At 72.1% G+C, this 20,014-nt stretch carries 14 protein-coding genes; all 14 read right to left on the bottom strand.

The window, feature by feature from the left end; translation table 11 throughout:
* Positions 1-3: 3 nt before the first annotated feature.
* The 14 genes from AB0L21_RS11985 to AB0L21_RS11920 all read right to left on the bottom strand — a co-directional run bounded on the left by AB0L21_RS11985 (position 4) and on the right by AB0L21_RS11920 (position 19,788).
* A complete protein-coding gene (locus AB0L21_RS11985) occupies positions 4-651 on the bottom strand; it encodes a PIG-L deacetylase family protein (protein WP_365701141.1) in 648 nt (215 codons plus the stop codon).
* A complete protein-coding gene (locus AB0L21_RS11980) occupies positions 648-1,442 on the bottom strand; it encodes a glucose-1-phosphate cytidylyltransferase (protein ID WP_365783649.1) in 795 nt (264 codons plus the stop codon). Before AB0L21_RS11980 ends, AB0L21_RS11985 begins: the two co-directional genes overlap by 4 nt.
* A complete protein-coding gene (locus AB0L21_RS11975) occupies positions 1,439-2,689 on the bottom strand; it encodes a class I SAM-dependent methyltransferase (RefSeq protein WP_365783647.1) in 1,251 nt (416 codons plus the stop codon). The genes AB0L21_RS11980 and AB0L21_RS11975 overlap by 4 nt, the downstream gene beginning before the upstream one ends.
* Positions 2,690-3,913: a glycosyltransferase family 4 protein gene (locus tag AB0L21_RS11970; RefSeq protein ID WP_365783645.1), complete on the bottom strand. Its 1,224-nt coding sequence runs from the start codon at positions 3,911-3,913 to the stop codon at positions 2,690-2,692.
* Between the two features lie 2 nt (positions 3,914-3,915).
* Positions 3,916-5,154, bottom strand: coding sequence for an O-antigen ligase domain-containing protein (locus tag AB0L21_RS11965; protein ID WP_365783643.1), 1,239 nt, complete (start codon positions 5,152-5,154; stop codon positions 3,916-3,918).
* Position 5,155: 1 nt separating this feature from the next.
* Positions 5,156-6,667, bottom strand: a complete 1,512-nt coding sequence (locus AB0L21_RS11960; protein WP_365783641.1) for a right-handed parallel beta-helix repeat-containing protein — start codon at positions 6,665-6,667, stop codon at positions 5,156-5,158.
* A 14-nt stretch (positions 6,668-6,681) separates the two neighbouring features.
* Positions 6,682-8,637 carry an alginate lyase family protein gene (locus AB0L21_RS11955; RefSeq protein ID WP_365783639.1) on the bottom strand — a complete coding sequence of 652 codons (1,956 nt, stop codon included), beginning with the start codon at positions 8,635-8,637 and terminating at the stop codon, positions 6,682-6,684.
* Entirely contained in the window at positions 8,634-10,820 is a 2,187-nt protein-coding gene (locus AB0L21_RS11950) for a bi-domain-containing oxidoreductase (protein ID WP_365783637.1), read from the bottom strand. Before AB0L21_RS11950 ends, AB0L21_RS11955 begins: the two co-directional genes overlap by 4 nt.
* Before the next feature lie 25 nt (positions 10,821-10,845).
* Positions 10,846-12,771, bottom strand: coding sequence for an asparagine synthase (glutamine-hydrolyzing) (gene asnB, locus AB0L21_RS11945; RefSeq protein ID WP_365783635.1), 1,926 nt, complete (start codon positions 12,769-12,771; stop codon positions 10,846-10,848).
* Positions 12,772-12,774: 3 nt separating this feature from the next.
* Positions 12,775-14,301, bottom strand: coding sequence for a Wzz/FepE/Etk N-terminal domain-containing protein (locus AB0L21_RS11940; protein WP_365783633.1), 1,527 nt, complete (start codon positions 14,299-14,301; stop codon positions 12,775-12,777).
* On the bottom strand, positions 14,298-15,668 hold the full coding sequence (locus tag AB0L21_RS11935) for a polysaccharide biosynthesis protein (RefSeq protein ID WP_365783631.1): 1,371 nt from the start codon (positions 15,666-15,668) through the stop codon (positions 14,298-14,300). Before AB0L21_RS11935 ends, AB0L21_RS11940 begins: the two co-directional genes overlap by 4 nt.
* The gene (locus AB0L21_RS11930; protein ID WP_365701163.1) at positions 15,665-16,930 is read right to left on the bottom strand and encodes a glycosyltransferase family 4 protein; all 1,266 of its coding nucleotides are present in this window, start codon (positions 16,928-16,930) and stop codon (positions 15,665-15,667) included. Before AB0L21_RS11930 ends, AB0L21_RS11935 begins: the two co-directional genes overlap by 4 nt.
* Positions 16,920-18,236, bottom strand: a complete 1,317-nt coding sequence (locus AB0L21_RS11925) for a nucleotide sugar dehydrogenase (protein WP_365701165.1) — start codon at positions 18,234-18,236, stop codon at positions 16,920-16,922. Before AB0L21_RS11925 ends, AB0L21_RS11930 begins: the two co-directional genes overlap by 11 nt.
* A 73-nt stretch (positions 18,237-18,309) precedes the next feature.
* Positions 18,310-19,788 (bottom strand): sugar transferase, encoded by a 1,479-nt coding sequence (locus AB0L21_RS11920; RefSeq protein WP_365701167.1) that lies wholly within the window; start codon positions 19,786-19,788, stop codon positions 18,310-18,312.
* Between the last annotated feature and the right edge of the window lie 226 nt (positions 19,789-20,014).

Below are 20,014 nucleotides of genomic sequence, written 5' to 3'. Positions count from 1 at the left end.
GGTTCATTCCCCCAGGTCGAGCGTGAGTTTGGTGGCGGCGAACGCCTCGGCGTAGCGCGCGTGGCATTCGATGCCGCGGATCCGGGCCAGGCCGAGGAAGGCCTCCCGGTCGTACCAGGGCCGGTGCCGCTGCGAGGGGTAGTGCTCCTGCAGCAGCCGTACCTTCTGCTCGGCGATCTCCGGCGACAGCGGCTGGTAGGCGGCCGGCCGGCCGAGATCGCCGTCCCACTTGACGATCTCGTAGCCGAGGACCAGGTGGTCGCGGAACGCGGTCGGAATCAGCCGCGCCAGGCCGCGGTGGTCCTGGTGCGCGTCGTCGGTGCGCGGGGCGAGGACCAGATCCGGGTCGGTCCGCTCGCGCAGCTCCTCGACGGCGGACTTGGCCTCCTCCCAGTGCGCGGGAAGCCGGCCGTCCGGCAGCTTGTGCACGGTCAGCCGCAGGTCGGCGCCGGGGCAGAAGGCGGCGAGCGCGGCCTGCTCCTCCTGCTCGCGCTCGCTGCCGCCGCCGGAGAGCACCAGCGCGTCGACACGGACACCCGGCCGCGCGAGGCACAGCGTGAGCAGCGTGCCGCCGGCGCCGATGGCGATGTCGTCGCAGTGCGCGCCCACCGCGACGATCCTCTCAAGGCGCCCCGCCCCGAGCCGGATCACGCGCTCACCCCGGCGCCGTCCCGCTCCCACACGGCCCACGGGCGGTCGCCCCGGGCGTAGGCCTCGTCGAGCGCGGCCCGCTCCTTCACGGTGTCGGTCGGCTTCCAGAAGCCGCGGTGCTGGTGCGCGACCAGCCGTCCTCGCTTGGCCAGTTGGGCGCATCCGTCGGAGACCAGGTCCCCGTTCTCCGGGATGTGGTCGAAGACCTCCTGGCGGAGCACGAAGTAGCCGCCGTTCTCCCACAGCGGCAGTTCGCTCACCGCGGTGATGCCGCCGACCAGGCCGTCCTCGCCCAAGTCGACGCAGTGGAACGAGGACTGCGGCGGGACCACCATCATCGACGCACCGGCGTCGCGCCGGGCGAAGTTCTCGATCATCTCCGGCAGCGGGGCGTCGGTGAGGACGTCGGCGTAGTTGGCGAGGAACATCTCGTCGCCGTCCAGGTGGTGCCGCACCCGGCGCAGCCGCTCCCCGATCGGTGACTCGATGCCGGTCTGCGCGAACGTGATCGTCCAGTCCGCGATGTCGGTGGACAGCAGCTCGGTCCGCCCGCCCCGCAGCACGAAGTCGTTGGACGTCGTCTCCTCGTAGTTGAGGAAGAAGTTCTTGATGTGGTGAGCCCCGTACCCGAGGCACAGGATGAACTCCGTGTGCCCGAAGTGCGCGTAGTAGCGCATGACGTGCCAGATCAGCGGCCTGGGGCCGACCATCGCCATCGGCTTGGGCACGTCGTCCGCGGCACCGCTGCGCATCCGCATCCCGTAACCGCCGCAGAACAGAACGACCTTCATGCTGTGACCTTTCGGGACGCGGCCTCGACAACGCTCAGTTCCGGGATGGGAAAGACCAGCCGGCCGCCCCAGTCGTGCACGTAGGACAGCTGCTCGACCAGCTCGGCCCGCAGGTTCCACGGGAGGACGAGGACGTAGTCCGGTCTGTCCGCGGCGATCCGCTCGGGCGGCAGGATCGGGATGCGGGTGCCCGGGGTGAACCTGCCGTGCTTGTAGGGGTTGCGGTCGACCGTGTACGCGAGCAGGTCGGGCCGGATGCCGCAGTGGTTGAGCAGGGTGTTGCCCTTGCCCGGGGCGCCGTAGCCGACGACCGTCTCGCCGCGCTCGGCCGCCTCGATGAGGAACTTGAGGAGGTCCCGGCGCACCTTGGCCACCCGGGCGGAGAACTCGGTGTACCCGGACAGCTCCTGGAGCCCGGCGGCCTTCTCCCGGGCCAGCACGTCGGCCACCCGCTGCGTCGGCCCGCCCGCCACCTCGGCCGGCCGGGCCCACAGCCGGACGGAGCCGCCGTGCGTGGGCAGCAACTCGACGTCCACGAGCGCGAGTCCGCCGCGGGCCAGGGCCCGGGTCGCGGAGGCGACCGTGTAGTACTGGAAGTGCTCGTGGTAGATCGTGTCGTACTGGTTCTCCTCGATCAGGGTCAGCAGGTGCTGCACCTCGATGGAGACCCAGCCGTCGTCGGCGACCAGGGCGCGCAGTCCCCGAGTGAACCCGACCACGTCGGGAATGTGCGCGTACACGTTGTTGGCCACGACGAGGTCCGCCGGGCCGTGTTCGGCGCGCACGGCCGAGCCGGTCTCCGGGCTCAGGAACTCCGTGAGCGTGGGCACACCCGCATCGCGCGCCGCGGCGCCGACGTTCACCGACGGCTCGATGCCCAGGCAGCGGATGCCCCGGTCCACCACGTGCTTGAGCAGGTATCCGTCGTTGCTCGCGACCTCGACCACGAAGGCGTCCGGGCCGAGCCCCACCCGCCGCACGGCATCGGCGACGAACGTGCGCGCGTGCTCCACCCAGGACGTCGAGTACGAGGAGAAGTACGCGTACTCCTTGAACGTCTCCTCCGGCGTGATCAGCGGCGGGATCTGCGCGAGCCAGCAGTCGGTGCAGACCCGCAGGTGCAGCGGGTACGCGGGCTCCGGCTGGTCCAGTTGGTCCGCGGCGAGAAAGCTCTCGCACGGCGGCGTCGCCCCCAGGTCGACGACGCTCGCCGGCGTCGCCGAGCCGCAGAGTCGGCATCGTGTCATCTAGTGCCCCCCATTGATTCCGTCCCCCATCGACTGCGTCCGCCCCGCGATCGCGGCGCGGTACTCCTCCTCCAGGCGCGCCAGCCCGACGGCCGGGCTGAAGCACTTCTCGTAACGGCGCCGGGCCGCCTGGCCCATCTCCCGGCCCAGGTCCGCTCGGGCCGCGATCCGGCGTATGCAGGACGCGAGCGAGGCGGGCTCGCCCGGCCGGTGCAGCAGCCCGGTCACCCCGTCCTCGACGAGTTCGACGAAGGCGCCGTGACCGGCGGCGACCGCCGGCACCCCCGCCGCCATCGCCTCCGCGACCACGAGGCCGAACGTCTCCATGGCCACCGAAGGAGCCACCACGGCGACCGACCGCGCCACGGCCTGCCGGACCTGAGCGGGGTCGAGCAGACCGGCGCAGCGCACGTCGTTCCGGCCCGCCGCCCACGCGGCCACCTCTCGCTCCAGCGGCCCCGCGCCGGCGAGCACGAGCGGCACGCCCACACCGCCGTCCGCCGCGATCTCGTCCCACGCGGCCATGAGCAGCCGCACCCCCTTGGCCTCCGCGAGCCTGCCGAGAAAGAGCAGTTGGTCTCCGTCGCCCGCCCGGCATGCGCCGGGGTCGGGTACGAAGTTGTGCTTCACCGTCAGCAACCCGGCCGGCATGCCCGACCGCACCAGGACGTCGCGCTGCGCCTCGGAGATGCAGAAGAACCGCTCCACGCCGGACCACCACCGCCGCCGGTTGACCGACAGGCTCACCGCGAGCGGCACCGTCGCGAGACGGGAGCCCCGGTAGCAGCCGTGCCGGACGGCGGGCAGCGGCGCCGCCGAGCCGACGCAGTCGGTGCACAGCCGGCCGTCCCGTTGCAGCGTGCCGGGCGGGCAGATCTGGGTGTAGTTGTGCAGCGTGGCGACGACGGGCACGCCGGCGTCGGCGCAGGCGGCGAGGACGGCGGGCGACAGGAGCGGGAAGACGTTGTGGACGTGCACCACATCCGGCCGCTCGGCGCGGAGCCTGGCGGTCAGCTCCGTGCGGACGGCCGGGTTCCACGGCACGAGCAGCGGCACCGCGACCTTGCCGAGCAGGGACCGGCCGGCGATGTCGTCGCTGCGCCGCTCGAACACCTCGACCCGGTGGCCGGCCGCGCGCAGCAGTTCCACCTCCTCGTCGACGACCCGGTTCTCGCCGCTCGGCTGCGCCGAGGAGTAGCGGTTGTGCACCACGAGGACGTGCATGGTCAGCTCGCCTCCCGATCCCGGGCCCAGCGCGGGATACCTGGTCGTGGGACTGGGGGTGTCGACAGCGGTGTGGCCGCGGCGGGCACCGCGAGCAGCGAGGCGGCCAGGGCCAGATGCAGCAGGTACGGTGAGGCGTCGCCGAGGCCGGCCTCGGTGTACGACGAGATCGCGACGTAGCTGATCAGGAAGATCGCGCAGGCCCTCGGCAGCGACGGCGGTCGCAGCAGCGCGACGCCGCCGAGCACGAGGATGACGGCCGCCACGAGGGCGACACCGATCAGACCCTGCTCGTTGTAGACGGCCAGCCAGCTGTTGTCGATCGGCAGCCCGCCGAACGACTTGTCGCCCAGGCCCACGCCGAAGAACTGCTCCGCCGTCGTCCGGGGCGCCGCCAGCAGGGCGTCCCAGACCTTGGCCCGGCCGGTGAGGCTGGAGAAGTTCTCCTTGCTCTGTCCGCGCAGGAACCACGCCTGGAGCGCGGAGGCGAACCCCACCGCGGCCACCGTGGCGCACAGCACCGCCCAGGTGAAGAAGCGGCGGGCCGCGGCACTGGTGAGGACGAGCGAGCCGATCGCCAACACCAGCCCGACGAGCAGGCCGACGGTGGCCGTCCGGGTGTGGGTGAGCGCGAGCAGGACGAGTGACGGAACCATGACCACCGCCGCGCCGGCCTTGTCGACCTGGCGGCCCAGGAGGAGCAGCACGGTCAGCCCGGTGATCACCGCCGTGTACTGCCCGATCTGCGGCGGGGTGAGCGGCCACAGCGCGCCGACCAGGCGCCCGCCGTAGAGGTCGGGCATGGCCGCGCCCGGTGAGATGGCCAGGCCCGCGGCCACCGACACGAGCACCGCGAAGTACATCCGGATGTGGTGGCGGACGAACGTCACACTGCCGTCCCACCAGCGGCTCACCAGCCACAGTGTGCTGACGAAGAGGGCCAGCCGGGTGCAGCGGAACAGCGCGCCGAATCCGGACTCCAGGTGCACGCTGGAGATCACGCTCGGCACCAGCAGCAGGGTGAGCAGGAACACGAAGGCGCTGGGTCTGATGCGCAGCCGCACATTGAGCACGAGCGCCAGCGCGAACGCGACGACCAGCGAGCCCATGGTGACCAGCTGGATGAGGGAGCGGGGCAGCGGGACGATGGTCTTCGCCCCGGCGGAGCCGAGGGTGTTGAGGCCCAGCAGCAGCCAGACGATCCCGACGGCCTTCGGTGTGGTGGCGGGGGCACGGTCCATCTCAACCACCGGCCCGTTTCGGGAAGGTGCTGCCCGCGTCCTGCCGGTAGGGCGGGCCCTGCCACTGCCATGCGTCGAGCACCTGGCTCGGGTCCTGGACGACGAACTGCCACGGTCCGCGGTAGGTGTTGTCGTGCCAGCGGTTGTGCTGCTCGAGGGTGATCGCCTCGGCCACCCGCTTGCCCTTGTACGGCGACCAGTCGGGATAGGTGCCGTAGTTGGCGAGCACCGCCATGCGGTCGCACTTCTCCGCGCACTTGACGACGGACGTGTCCAGGACGAAGCGGTTGTCGTGGATGTCCACCCGCTGCGTCTTCCACCGGCAGTCGGCGTACAGCGGTGCGCGGGCGATCGCCGGTTCCGCGCAGCGGTCCTTGTCCTTCACCAGCAGCGTGCAGTCACCGGACGAGGTGTTGGCCGGACTGTTGCAGAACCGGTCGGCGTTCTCCCACAGGGTGATCCCGTTCCAGTTGTTCTCCAGCACGTTCCGGTAGACGTCGATCTTGTCCGTACGGGCTTCGACCCGCGGTTCGCCGCCGGCCTCGGACAGGTAGACGGCCGCGAACGGGAAGTCGTCGCCGCGCTCGGCCTCCTTGCGGCCCTCGACCCAGTTGTTCCGCCGGATCGTGTTGTTCCGGATGACCGCGTTGTAGCTGATCTCGTAGATCAGCGCGGCGCCGTCGTTCCCCTCGATCAGATTGTCCTCGATGCGGAAGTCGTTGTTGTTGGTGTCCGCCCACAACCCGGTTCCGCGGTTGTCGTGCACCCAGTTGCCCCGTATCTCGGCGCCGTCGACGGCCCAGAACTTGATGCCTCCGGTGCAGCCGCAGCCGGGCTTGCGCCGCTCCCAGTCGCCGGTGTTGTTGCCGACGATCTCGTTGCCCTCGACCACCAGGGCGCGGATGGTGTTGCCGGTCTTGTACGCGTTCATTCCGTACTGGCCGTTGTCGCGCAGGCAGTTGCCGCGGACCCGCTGGCGGGCGCCGGCCATCAGCCCGGCGCCGTCGTTGTTCCGGATCGTGTCGTGTTCGATCACCCACCCGTCGGCCATGTCGTGGTTGACCACGCCCTCGTCGGTCGGCGCGACGAAGCGCTGCACGGTCAGGTAGCGGATGGTGACGTCGCGGGCGGTGCCGCCGAACGCGTACGCGTTCTTCTTCCCGCCGTCGATGACCGCGCCCGGCGCGCCGAGGTAGCTGTTCCCCTTCTTGGGCATGACCTGCGCGTAGCGCTCCGGCTCCAGCCGATGCGTGCCGGGTCGCAGCCAGAACGTGGTGCCCGGGGGGTTGCTCTTCGTCTTCTCAGCCAGGTCACCGACCACATCGGGGTCGACCGTCACCGCGCCCGCCGGCGCCTTCGCGGGCCCGGCCCCGGGCGTGGCGCACACCCGGGCCACGGCTGACGCGGCCGGTTTCCCCGGTGTGTCCGGCGAGTTCGTACAGCCGGTCGCCGCCAGCAGGGCCAGCGCCAGAGGTGCCGCGGGCCACGCCCGACGCCGGCACTTGATCCCCACGGGTCCCCTCCCCCCTAGCCCTCGAACGTCAGTACGGTGGTGAACCCCTGCACGCCGTCGGCGAAACCGGTGCCGATCAGCGTGGTGGTGGGTTCCTTGCGCCCGAATCCTGCGGAGTACCAGCCCAGCGGCGGCTCGGTCTCGCCGCGATGCGCACGCCAGGACAGCTCCCCGGGCAGGACGAGCACCGCGGAGCGGTCCTCGCCGTCCCGGGTCCAGGTGAGCTGTGCCCGGTTCCCCGCCAGGTCCGCGGCGATCGCCGGGCCGAGGTGGAACGCCAGCCGCACGGCCCGGCGCGGGCCGCGCACCTCGTCGACCACCCTCAGCTCCTGCTCGGCGGCCGTCAGTTCCACCCGGCGGCGGTGCACGGAGGGCCGGTAACCGTCGTGCTCCGCGCACCAGCGGGCCGTCCCCCCTGAGGAGGCGTCGGAGGTGTCCGCGACCAGGACGCGGCTCCTGGCGTGCCGGGTCCACAGGAACGGGCCGCCGGAGACGGACTGGTCACCGCCGTCCAGGCGCAGGGTGTTGTGGCCGAGGGTCGACCGGAAGTACCGCCGCCACTCGGGTTGCCCGTGGTAGCAGTACGTCCCCGGGTCGGCGAGCACGTCGACCCCGTCGTGCCGGACCTCGACGGACAGCGCGTCCGCGTGGGCGTGCGCGGCGATGGACAGGAAGCCGTGCGGACCACCGTCGCAGCGGCACCAGATCTCCCCCGGGCCGCGCAGGATGGTGAGCCCCGCGTCGGCGAAGTGGGCCGGCCGGCTTGCGGGGCGGGTCACAGACAGTTCGGCGGGTTTGATGAGCGCGGCCAGCAGCGGGGTGCGCACATCGGTGCCGGTCACCTCCGGCCACCAGGCGAGCCGGCCGAACACGGCGTCCCCGGTGGCCAGCAGCGAGGCCCAGCGGTCGGTGCCCGCGCCGTCCACGACCAGACCGTGCCCGTCGTCCGCGTCGCCCTGGCGCGGCGGCCTCAGCCGGTTGTCCACGACGGCCGCGAGCGCGTCGGTCATGCGCAGCAGCACCAGCCGGATCGACGCGGGGACCGGCGCTCCGGCGGCATCCGCCTCGGCCACCGCGGCCAGAGCGAGCTCCAGCACCAGGCCGTGATACTCGGTGGCCAGCTCGCGGTTGAGGCCGGAGGCGAAGGTGTTGCCGCGCAGATGCCGCTCCAGCGACCGCAGAGCGTCGGCTCGCCAGCGCGCCGAGGAGGGGAACCACCCGAACGCGCAGGCCGCGGCGAACTGCCCGGCGGCCTCGGCGATCACGTGGTTGTTCGCCGACGACCCCCGGCTGGGGAAGGCGGCCAGCCAGCGCTGGTGGTGCCAGATCTGGTGCAGCGCCACCGGGTTGTCCTCGAACAGAGTGGCCGCACCCGGCCAGCCGTCGAGCAGCCGGCGGATCCACACCCAGGACAGCAGCCGGATGCCCAGCTCGATGCCGCTGGTCCAGTGCACGCCGCGCAGCGGTGGGTTGGCCGTCCACCACGACCGCAGGTGCTCGGCCACGCGCTCGGCGTACCGCTCGTTCCCGGTGATCGCGTAGGCGGCGGCGAGCACGGTGAGGTACTGGTGCCGGGACGGCTCCCAGATCTGCTTGATGTCCCCGACCGCGACCTCGTTCCGGTACGGCACGTCGAAGGCGTAACCCCCCGGAGCCCGGCGCCCGGTCTTCGGGTCGTACCACCAGTCCGGGTCGGTCAGGTCGTCGCGGACCACCCCGAAGTACTCGGCGTGCCCGTCCATCAGCCGGTCCGCCTCGGCGAGGAGGCGTTTCGCGGCGTCCGGTGGCACCGCGGCGATCGTCCCCGCGGGCAGCACGGCGGTGAACCGGGCGCCGGTCACGCTCGGGCAGGCCGGCGGCGGCGCCGACCGCCACCGCCGCCTGCGCACCGCGTCGCCCACCCGGCCGCCGACCTCCCGCGGTCCCATCCGGGACAGCCGCCGCAGGTACCAGCCGGCGCTCATGGTCATCGTGCCTCCGCCAGCGTCACCGGGGCGCCGGCCGCCAGGCCGGCCTGCACGGCGAGGGTGGCCGCCGTGGTGGCGACCAGCGATTCCAGTGGCACCGGCATCGGCCCGCCGCTTCGCACCGCCTTGATGAACGCGGCGAGTTCGGCGTTCTGGCCCTTGTCCCGGGCCTTGGGCAGCCGCGAACTGACCCACTGCCGGCGGCGGCCGTCGTAGACAGTGGCACGCACGAAGTCGTCGAGCCGCAGCGCACGGCCGTCCGCGATCAGGTCCAGCGTCTCCTTCGGGAACCCGGACGGGCCGGAGGTGACGTAGCCGAGGGTGGCGGTGGACCCGTCCGGATAGCGCAGCACGACCTGGAGGTCCTCGTTGCCGGACGTGGCGGTCGCGTACACGGACACCGGGTCGGCGTCGAGCAGCCAGCTCGCCGTGTCGATGAAGTGCCCGCCTTCGCCCGCGAACCGCGAGCCCTCGGTGCCCTGTCGGAGGTACCAGCTGCCGTGGTCGAGGCGGCCGGCGTTGACCAGGTACCGCAGGTGCGCCGGACCGGTCCGGGTGCCGAACCGCTGCCTGGCCTCCCGCAGCAGCGGCGCGAACCGGCGGTTGAAGCCCACCTGCAGCCGGTCGTTGCCGGACTCCTCCACCGCCGCGAGCACGCCGGCCAGCTCGTCCTCGGTGAGGGCCAGGGGCTTCTCCACGAACACGGCCTTGCCGGCGAGCAGTGCCTTGCGGGTCAGTTCGGCGTGCGAGCTGTGCCGGGTGACGACGAACACCGCGTCGATGGACTTGTCGCCGAGCACGGCGTCGAGGTCGGTGGTCGCCTCGGCGAAGCCGAACTTCCGCTGCGCGTTGGCCGCGGACAGCGCCGTCGTGGTGACGACGGTCGACAACTCGACGCCGTCGCGCTGTGCCAGGTGCGGCAGCAGCATCGACGTCGCGTAGTTGCCCGCGCCGACGAACGCCAGCCGCACCGACGAGTTGGCGGCCCGGGCCGGAGCCGGCTTCACGTTCACCGAGGGCACGGCCACCGCGGGGGCCTTTGCCTCCTCCGCTTCAGCCGTCTGCCGGGGGTACCGGAACAGCACGGCCACGGCCTTCCGGTCGCCGTCCTTCAGGCTCTGGTACGTCTCTACGGCGTCATCGAAGTCGGCGACGTGGGAGATCAGGGGCTCGACGTCGACGCTGCCGCGGGCGAGGAGATCGAGGAAGCACGCCAGGTTGCGGCGCTCGGTCCAGCGGACGTAGCCGATCGGGTAGTCCCGCCCCTCCAGCTCGTACTCCGGGTCGTAGCGACCGGGGCCGTAACTGCGGGAGAACCGGACGTCGAGCTCCTTCTCGTAGTACGCGTTCCACGGCAGGTCCAGGCGGCACTTGCCGATGTCGATGACCCGGCCGCGGTCCCGGCAAAGCCGGGCGGCCAGTTCGACGGGCTGGTTGCTGCCGCCGCCGGCGGCCAGGTACACCTGGTCCACGCCCAGACCGCCGGTGAGTTCGGCGACGGCGGTTTCCACGGCCGCGGACGCGGGATCGCCGCAGGCCGCGGCGCCCAGGCGCGCGGCGAGTTCGCAGCGCACCGGGTCGGGGTCGGCACCGACGACGCGCACTCCCGAGGCGGCGAGGAGCTGCACCACCAGCTGCCCGATCAGCCCGAGGCCGATGACCAGCGCGACTTCGCCGAGCTGCGGCTCGCCTCGGCGGACGCCCTGCAGCGCGATCGACCCGACGGTGCCGAACGCGGCGTGCCGCGGCGCGAGGCCGTCCGGCACCCGGGCGTAGAGGTTCTTCGGCACCCAGTTCAGCTCGGCGTGCAGCGCGTGCTCATTGCCGGCGCAGGCCACGAGGTCACCGACCTGCACACCGTCGATCCCGGCGCCGACCTGCTCGACCACCCCGCACAGCGAGTAGCCCAGCGGCGTGTAGGAGTCCAGCTTGCCCATCACCTTGCGGTAGGTGGCGGGCACCCCGTTGGTGGCGACGCTCTGCATGACCTTGGCCACCTGGTCCGGCCGGGAGCGGGCCTTGCCCAGCATCGACATGCCGGCCTCGGACACCTTCATCAGCTCGGTCCCGGTGGAGATCAGCGAGTAGGCGCTGCGGACCAGTACACCGCCCGGCTTGCACCCCGGCACCGGCACGTCGAGCACCGCCAGCTCGCCGCTCTTGTAGTTCTGCACAACCTGCTTCACCCGAACTCCTCTGTTCCTAAGCCGTTTACCGAGTGCTCTGGCCGGACCCAGAGGTCGCGTCGCGATACCAGTACTCGAGGGTCAGCACATGCCACAGATGCTTGGAGAAGTCCCGCTGCCCGGCGGCGTCCTCGGCGGCCATCCGCGCCAGCGCGTCGGGGCGCAGGAAGCCGGAGCGGACGAGCACGCCGTCGTTGACCACCTCGCGGACCAGCGGTGCCAGGTCCCGGCTCATCCAGGCGCGCAGTGGGGCGCTGAACAGGCCCTTGGGCCGGTACACGATCTCCCGGGGCAGGACCGACGTGGCCGCCTCCTTGAGGACGGCCTTGCCCTGCCGTCCGGCGATCTTGCGTTCTCCGGGCACGGCGAACGCCGCCTTCACCACCTCGACGTCCACGTACGGCACCCGCACCTCGGTCGACGCGGCCATGCTGGAGCGGTCCGTGTAGGCGAGGTTCAGGCCCGGCAGGAACATCCGGGCGTCGGTCAGGCACATGCGGTTGACGAAGTCGTCCAGGTCGTTGTCCTGGTAGACGTCCGCGTGTTCGGTCAGCACGTCCTCGACCGTCCCCGCCAGGTCCGGACCGACAAGGGCGAGCAGCTCCTCCTGGTCGTACATGGTGTAGCTGCGCCGGAACGCGGTCTCCTCCGGCAGCCCGGCGAAGGAGAGGAACCGCTTCGCGAAGCGCACCGACCGGTACCCGCGGCGGGACGTGGCGACCGGCAGCCGGTCCACGGCCGCGGACACCCCGCGCCGAAGGGGCCGGGGCACGCGCTGGTAGCGCAGCGCGATCAGGTTGGCCAGGTGCTTGCGGTACCCGGCGAACAGCTCGTCGGCGCCCATCCCCGAGAGCATCACCTTGACGCCGGCCTCCCGGGCGGCCGAGCAGATCAGGAAGGTGTTGATCGCGGCGGGGTCGCCGATCGGCTCGTCCAGGTGGTACGTCATCCGCGGCAGCAGGTCGAGCACGTTCGGGGCGATCTCGATCTCGTGCAGGTCGACTCCGAAGCGCTCGGCCACCTGCCGGGCGTAGCGCAGGTCGTCCGGCATCGCCTCGAACTTGGCGTCCTCGGCGCGGAACCCGATCGTGTAAGCGGAGATCCCGGGCTGGTGACGGGCCGCCAGCGCGGTCAGATAGCTGGAGTCCAGCCCACCGGAGAGGAAGGCCGCCACGGGTACGTCGGAGAGCAGGTGGCGCCGCGTCGACTCCTCCACGACGGCGGCGATGTCCGGCCGCTCGCCCGCCCGGGCCCGCTCCCGGCCCTCGGCGGCGACGTCCTTCAGGTGCCAGAACCGGCCGCGCTCCAGCCGGCCGTCGGGCCGGCACCTCAGCCAGCTCCCCGGCGGCAGCTTCTCCGCCTCGCGGAACGCGCACCGTGAGTCCGGCACCCAGTAGTACAGCAGCGAGGCCACCAGCGCCGCATGGTCCACCTCCAGCGACCCGCCGGTCACGGCGGCGAGCGCCTTCAGCTCGGAGGCGAACACCAGACCCTCGCCGCGCCGGAGCAGGAACAGCGGCTTGACGCCGAGCTGGTCACGGGCGAGCACCAGCTCACCGGTGCGCTCGTCGAAGATCCCGAACGCGAACATGCCGCGCAGCCGGGGCAGGCAGCCGGTGCCCCAGCGCCGCCAGGCCTCCAGCAGCACCTCGGTGTCGGAGGTGCCGCGGAAGCGCACCCCGGCGGCTGCCAGTTCGGCACGCAGCTGGGGCGCGTTGTACAGCTCGCCGTTGTACGTCAGGGCGAGGCCGTCCTTCACCATCGGCTGGGCACCGGTCTCGGACAGGTCGATGATGGACAGCCGGCGGTGCCCGAGGTGCACTTCGCCGTCGCCGACGGAGTCGCTGTACCGGCCCGCCCCGTCCGGACCGCGGTGGGCGAGGGCGTCGGTGAGCCGGTCGGTCACGATCTTGCCGTCCGGCCAGCGGTACGTACCTGCGATGCCACACATGTCCTACCGCGCCTCCTGGTCGTTGTCCGCGCCCCGTGCGGCCCACATCGGCTGCCGCTCCGTCCGCCGCCGGCCCGTGTTGTGCTGCTGGGCCGGCCGCTCGCTCCGGCCGCGCAGCGCGGTGTGCAGCCCGTCCCACAACGTGCCGTCGGTCCGGTCCCGCGGATCGGGGTCGATCAGCACCACACCGGTCACCGCGATGTGCTGGTCCGCGAGCTGCCGCGCCACGGTGTGCAGCCATGCGGCGCTGCCGTGCCCGGCACGCACGACGAGCACGGTCTGCGTGCCGAGGTACCGCAGGTCGGTCCACGCCGTGCCGGGCGCCACCGAGCCGACGCCGAGCCGGCGCTCCTGAGGCGACACGGCCGCGGCACGCTCGCCGCTGACCACGGCCGGGTCTCCGGGCTTCGCGCGGCGGGCCGCGAGCTGCGGACCGGGCAGACCGTCGATGACGGTCACCGCCCCCTCCGCCGCCATCGCCCTGGCGAGGTCGAGGGCGATCACGCTCGTGCTGCGCGCACAGCCGAGTTCCAGCAGCGACACCGGTTCCGTGGAGCCGCGCACCATGCGGGCGAGGTGCGCGGTGAGCCGCTCGCGGGTCACCCGGGTCCGTCGGCGCCGCCAGGGCCTGCCCGACCGGCGGGGCAGCTCAGCGATGACCGAGGCGCCGAGGTTCGCCGCGATGTCCCGGCGCAGCACGGGGCGGTCCGCGACCACGACGCCGACCGCGGCGAGGGCGAGCCCGAGGACGAGGCCGAGGACGAGCCCGATCGCGGCGTCGGTGGCGGCGGCCTCGGCCAGGGAGTGCTTCACCGGGCGCGGGGCGTCCACGATCTCCGTGCCGGCGATGACCTGGGGCGTGCCGACACGCGCCTCCTCTGCGCGCTGGCTGAAATCGGCGATCCGCGTCGTGAGTTCGGCCCGGCGGGCGAAGAGCGACTCGATGCTCGCCGACTCCTCCGGGTCGGTCTCCGTCTCCGGTGACCGGTCCCCGATGTCCTTGTTGACCTGGGCGAGTTCCTCCTTCATGCGCTCACGCTGGTCGAGCAGGGCCTTGGCCTCGGCGTTCGCGGTCGCCCGCATCCTCCGCACGTGGTCCGCGACGAACGCGTCGGCCAGCGCCTCGGCCCGGGCCACCGCTTGGGCGTTGCTGTCGCCTGTCACAGTGATCTGCAGCAGGTTGTTGGTGACGCCGGTGCCCCGGTAGTCCCGCATGAAGTCTTCGGGGTCCTCGGACGAGTGGAGGGACCGCAGGGCCTTCTCGGCGATCCGCGTGGTCCCCAGCACCTCGACGTCGGTGCGGATCAGCGTTCCGGTGTCGTTCGGCTGGTCCTCCTTGTGCGCGACCAGCACCTTGGTGACCGCGGTCGGCGGCGGTGGCATCAGGACCGCCACGGCCGCGCCGGCCAGCAGTCCGAGGAGCGCCATGGCGCACCAGAGGCGGCGGCGTCTGCGGACCGCGACCACCAGTGCCTGCAGGTCGATGAGCGGGGTGGTGGCCGACGACTCCGGTGTCGTGCTCGTCGTCACGCTGAACCTCCCGTCGCGTGGCCGCGCACCGCGAGCGCCAGAGTGGCCTCGTCCGAAGGCCGGCCGGCCGTCCTCGCCGGACGGGCCCGGACCAGGCCGGCGACGACGATGCCGACGACCTCGTGCCGGCCGTCCGCGCACGCCTCGGCGATGCCGGCGAGTTCCTCCGCGGTCCAGCTCCCCGCGCTGAGGACGACCAGGGCGCCGGACTCGGTGTCGCGGTCCGGCACGACCGGCCGGTCCACCGAGACCCGCACCACCCGCAGCTGCGGGTCGCTCCTGGCCTCGGCGGCGAGCTGTTCGGCGGCCCGGCGGGCGATCTCGTCGCCGTCCGGTACGACAGCCAGCAGCCGCCGTGGGGACGGCAACTGCTCCCGGAGCCGGGCGCACACGCGCCGGTAGCGGATCCGTCGGCCGGCCTCGTCGCCGGACGTCCGCGGGGCCGGGAGGTCCCACCGGGTGTCGATGCCGAGGAGCCGGCGGATCCGGGCCCGTGGGCCGCGGTCTTCCGGCCGGTGCCCGCCGCGCCGTTCGGCGGGCACGTCTACGGTGCCGAGCAGCGCCGAACCCAGCGCCGCGGCGATCTCCGGTTCGGTGCGCAGCCGGCGATTCGCCCGTGCGGCGGCGAGATGGCCGATGACCGCGAGCAGGAAGAACAGCAGCGCCCCGGCGACGACGAGCTGCGTCCTGGTCGGCGGCGCCTCGCCGGCCGGGCGGGCCGCCGGCCCCATGACGACCATGCCGGCCACGGTGTGCGCCGGGTCGGCCTGCTCCAGCTTCGTCATGGCCTCTTCCAGGGACGTGCGCAGCTTCTCCAGCTCGGTGCGGGTCTGCACGCTCTCCACGGTCTGTCCCGGATCGGCCGCGTCGGCCAGTTCGCTGATGCGGCGGTTGGTCTCCTCGACCTTCTTGCGCAGCGCCTCGGGACCCGTGGCCGCTCGGGCGTCGGTGGTGCCGCCCGCGATCCGCGCAGCGAACTTCACGAACTGGCCGGCCACCTGGTCGGAGAGCCGCTGCGCGCGCTCCGGGGTGTCAGCCGTGCCCGAGATCTTGATGATGTTCCCGTCGGCGGCCTCGGCGGTCACGTGATCCCGCAGCTCGGCGCCGCTGACGCCCGGCCAGTCGAGCGCGGCCGCGGCGCGGTCGACCACTGTCGAACTGGTCGCGATGTCCACCTGGGTGAGCAGTTCGCGCTCTTCCCACTGTCCGGGCAACAGGACCGATGCCGACGTCGTGTACCGCGGCGGAAACAGCACGGAGGCGCCGTAGCCGACGAGGGCCCCCACCAGGGCGAGGACGGCGAGGAACCGCCCGCGCCGACGGAGTATCCGCCCGATCGTGGCCAGGCGTATCGTGTCATCGCTCAACGGCGCTGCCTCTTCCCTGCCCGGCCTGGGGCGCCCGTCGGCACCGGAGCGTGGTCACGGCAGGCAGCGGCGTAGGCGGCGAGCAGCGACGCTTGCGAGTTCCGCCAGGAGAGCGGCCCGCTGATCCGCTCCTGGCCGGTCTTGCCCATCCGGGCCCGCTGCTCCGGATCGTCCAGCAGCAGCGCGATGAGCGCCGCGAACTCGGCCTCGTCGTTGGCGGGCGCGTAGACGGCGGCGTCACCGGCGGAGACCCGCGCCTCCTTCAGGTCGAACGAGACGATCGGCCGGCCCATCACCATGTACTCCAGGACCTTGTTCATGGTCGACACGTCGTTGAGCGGATTGAGCGGGTCGGGGGAGAGGCACACGTCCGCGGTGGACAGGTAGCGCACCAGGTCGGCGTCCGCAACGCGCCCGGTGAACTGCACCTGCTCAAAGAGCCCGAGCCGCCGGGACAGCTCCACCATCGCGTCGAAGGTGTCGCCGGCGCCGACGAACACCGCGTGCCAGTCGGTCCGTCCGAGCTCGTCGCGCAGCTTCGCGAGGGCCCGCAGGGCGTAGTCGACGCCGTCCTGCGGACCCATGACGCCGAGGTAGCACAGCAGATGAGGCTTGCCGCGCTTCAGCTCCGGCTCGGGCGGTACGGGCTGGAACCGGGCGGTGTCGGGCGCGCTGCGCACCACGAAGACGTCCTCCGGCCGCCGGCCGCCACGGCGCAGCGCGACGTCCCGGTAGCTCTCGTTCGTGGCGAGCACGACGTCCGCGGCCCGGTAGGTCAGCCGTTCCAGCGCGCACACGGCGCGGTAGAGCAGATCCTTGCCGCGGTCGAACCGGGAGAGGTACAGCTCGGGTACCAGGTCGTGCTGGTCGAACACGAACCGCGCGCCGCGCCGCTTCAGCCACAGGGCCGGCAGGAACAGCAGGTCGGGCGGGTTGCAGGCGTGGACCACGTCGACCGGGCCGACCTTGCGGGCCAGCCGGACCGTATGCCACAACGCCGATCCGTACTCCCGCAGGTAGCCGGCCGGTCCTCCGGTGGCCGCGCGCAACGGGTAGCGGTGGATCCGCACCCCGTCGATCACCGCCTCCGGCTCCGTGTCCCGCTTGGTCCCCCGGGGACAGATGACGTGCACCTCCCAGCCCGCGTCGCGCAGCGTCGTGCACTCCTGCCACACCCGCCGGTCGAACGGCACGGACAGGTTCTCCACCAGAACCAGCGCGCGCCGGGTGGGCCCGGCGCCGCTGCTCGCGTCACCAGGCAAGGCCCACGTACCCCGGTTCGGCCCGGCGCGCCTCGGCGTCGGGAAGGCGGACGAGGTCGACGAGCACCGGGCCGTCGCCCTGGGGCAGCGCCGACAGCACGGCCGGATCCCTGGTCCCGACCAGGCAGACCTCGGCGTGCTCCAGCACCTCGCCGACGGAGTCCGCGAGCAGCTGTGCGAGGTGCGGCAGCCGGTTCTCGATGTACTCGCGGTTCGCGCCGATCAGCCGGGAGAGGTTCACGTTGGCGTCGTAGATCCGCAGGTCGTACCCCTTGCCGAAGAGCCTCTCCGCCAGTTCGACGAGCGGGCTCTCACGGAGGTCGTCGGTGCCGGGTTTGAAGGAGAGCCCGAACATGCCTATCCGGCGTCTGCCGGTGCGCTCGACCAGGTCCACCGCGCGTTGCAGATGGTCGGAGTTGGAGGGCAGCACGTGGGCGAGGATGGGCACCGAGACATCGGCCCGCTGTGCCGCGTGGACCAGGCTGCGCAGGTCCTTGGGCAGGCAGGAGCCGCCGAAGGCGAAGCCGGGCCGCAGGTAGGCGGGGCTGATGTTCAGCTTGTGGTCGGCCAGGAAGACGTCCATCACCTGGTGCGAGTCCACGCCGAGCGCCTGGCACACCGCGCCCAGCTCGTTCGCGAAGCCGATCTTGAGGCCGTGGAACGCGTTGTCCGCGTATTTGATCGCCTCGGCCGTGGGGACCGGCACCCGGAACACCTCGCCGGGCAAGCCGGCGTACAGCGCCGTCACCGCGTCGCCGCTCGCCGGGTCGAGTTCGCCGATGACGGTCTTGGGCGGGTCGAAGAAGTCCCGCACGCTGGTGCCCTCGCGCAGGAACTCGGGGTTGACCGCGACCCCGATGTCCACCCCGGCCGTACCGCCGACGTACTTCTCCAGGATCGGTACCAGCAGGTTCAGGCAGGTGCCCGGGAGCATGGTGCTGCGGAACACGACGGTGTGCCGTCCGCCCCGCTCGGCCAGCGCCGCGCCGATCTGCTCGGTGACCCGTTCCAAGTACGTGGTGCACAGGCTGCCGTTGGGCTCCGACGGCGTGCCCACGCAGACCAGTGACACCTCGCTGCCCGTGATCGCTTCGCGGACGTCGCCGGTGGCGCGCAACGCCCCGGTCCGTACGACGTCGGCGGTGAGTTCGCCGATCAGCTCCTCGACCACCGGGGCCTTGCCGTCGTTGACCAGGTCGACCTTCACCTGGTTGACGTCCACCCCGATGACCTCGTGACCCATGCTGGCCAGGCACGCGGCCGACACGCAGCCCACGTAGCCGAGCCCGAAAACGCTGACTCTCATGACTCGTTCCTCCCCCCAGGCAGGCCTCCTGGCCTGCGGTCCGCGCGCCCGGCCGGTCGACGGCCCCCGCGCATCAGTAGGCGCCCTGCCCGTACAGCACCGCACGCAGCGTCTTCCACAAGATCACTGTGTCCAGGGCGAGCGACCAGTCCTCCACGTACCGCAGGTCCAGCCGGACCGCCTCCTCCCACGACAGGTCGCTGCGTCCGCTGATCTGCCACAGGCCGGTGAGTCCGGGCTTGACCAGCAGCCGTCGCCGGATGTCCGGCCCGTACGCGGCGCACTCCTCCGGCAACGGAGGCCGCGGACCGACGAGCGACATCGATCCGGTGAGCACGTTGAACAGCTGCGGGAGCTCGTCGATCGAGTACCGGCGCAGCACCGTTCCCATCCGGGTCACCCGCGGATCCCGGCGGAGCTTGAACAGTGGGCCGGCGCCCTCGTTGAGGGCGGCCAGCTGGGCACGTGCCCGGTCGGCCCCGGCGACCATGGTGCGGAACTTGTACATGGTGAACTCGCGGCCGTCCTTGCCGACCCTGCGCTGGCGGTAGAACGCCCCGCCCCGGCTGTCCGCCACCACGAGCAGCCCGACGAACACCATCAGCGGGGCGAACAGCACCAGCAGGATCGCCGCGCCCATCCGGTCGACGACCTCTTTGACCGCCCGGCGGCCCCCGGTGAAGGTCGGCATGCTGACCCGCAGCAGCGGGATCCCGAGCACCGCGTCGACGTGCAGCCGCGGGCCGGCCACCTCCATCAGCACGGGTGCCACGACCATCTCGGCGTCGCTGCCTTCGAGGTTCCAGGCCAGCCGCTGCAGCCGGTCCGGTGACCAGTGCGCGTCCGGTGTGACCGCGACGACACGGTAGCCGTCGCGGCGGACGTGGTGGGCGACGTCCGTCAGCCGGCCGACGATCGGCACCCCGTCCAGTTCCTCACTGTCGAGCCCGAGACCGTCCGTCGTGCACACCGCGTCCACGCGCCAGCCGAGGTGCGGGAACTTGCGGGTCCGGATGATCAGGTCGCGCACGGTGGCCACGCTTCCGGCGGCGAGCACCGGTCGCAGGCACCGTCCTTCCTTCCGCTGTCTGTGCAGCCACAGGCGCAGCACATACCGCGCGGTCATGGTGACGAGCGCGATCGCGGGGATGGCGACGAAGATCCAGAGCTTGATGTTGCGTGAGGTGAGGGCGATCCCGCCGAGCGCCAGGACGACGGTCGCCGTGAACAGTGAGCGTCCGAGCCGCCGGAATTCCTCGGCACCCTGGCCGAGTACGGCCGGAGCCCACGCCCGGCTCACCGCGAGCGCCCCCAGCACCAGCAGTTCGGTGCCGAAGGCGAGAATCCCCCACTTCTCATGCCAGTTGGCCGCGTCCCGGGCCCCGAAGAAGTTGCCGATCGCCGCCACCACGAAGGCGGTGGCCGCGGTGTCGCCGATGATCACGGTACGGCGGTACCGCTGCTCCCAGTCGATCGTGGGCCGGCTGATCGCCCCGTTCGCCAGACGCTCGCGCGCCGACGGAAACGGGCTGACAAGTCCCCCTTGCCGCACAGAACCCCCCCAGGTCCCAGTGGTTCGACGTGTTCGCCCAACACTGTTCCGCCCCCTCGGGAAGCCCCCGCCTCCCGTACTGTTCCTCCCCCGGGAGGCCCCCGCCCCCCGCGCATCCCTCCCGGCTATGTCGGAGCCACGTGGACAACCCACCCCGGGCGGCAGCGGATTCGCATGTTCTGCGAGACGCTCACGGTGCGCGGGAACCCGTCGAAACCTCGGGTGC

This window comes from Streptomyces sp. NPDC052721 (genome assembly GCF_040678315.1).
GTDB lineage: Bacteria > Actinomycetota > Actinomycetes > Streptomycetales > Streptomycetaceae > Streptomyces.
The sequence above is the reverse complement of the archived record's forward strand: the minus strand, read 5'-3'. Positions and strand labels throughout refer to the sequence as shown.

Coding starts and splice junctions, on each gene's coding strand:
- AB0L21_RS11980 (WP_365783649.1), bottom strand. CDS start 1,442: ATGAAGGTCGTTCTGTTCTGCGGCGGTTACGGGATGCGGATGCGCAGC.
- AB0L21_RS11975 (WP_365783647.1), bottom strand. CDS start 2,689: ATGACACGATGCCGACTCTGCGGCTCGGCGACGCCGGCGAGCGTCGTC.
- AB0L21_RS11970 (WP_365783645.1), bottom strand. CDS start 3,913: ATGCACGTCCTCGTGGTGCACAACCGCTACTCCTCGGCGCAGCCGAGC.
- AB0L21_RS11965 (WP_365783643.1), bottom strand. CDS start 5,154: ATGGACCGTGCCCCCGCCACCACACCGAAGGCCGTCGGGATCGTCTGG.
- AB0L21_RS11955 (WP_365783639.1), bottom strand. CDS start 8,637: ATGACCATGAGCGCCGGCTGGTACCTGCGGCGGCTGTCCCGGATGGGA.
- asnB (WP_365783635.1), bottom strand. CDS start 12,771: ATGTGTGGCATCGCAGGTACGTACCGCTGGCCGGACGGCAAGATCGTG.
- AB0L21_RS11925 (WP_365701165.1), bottom strand. CDS start 18,236: ATGAGAGTCAGCGTTTTCGGGCTCGGCTACGTGGGCTGCGTGTCGGCC.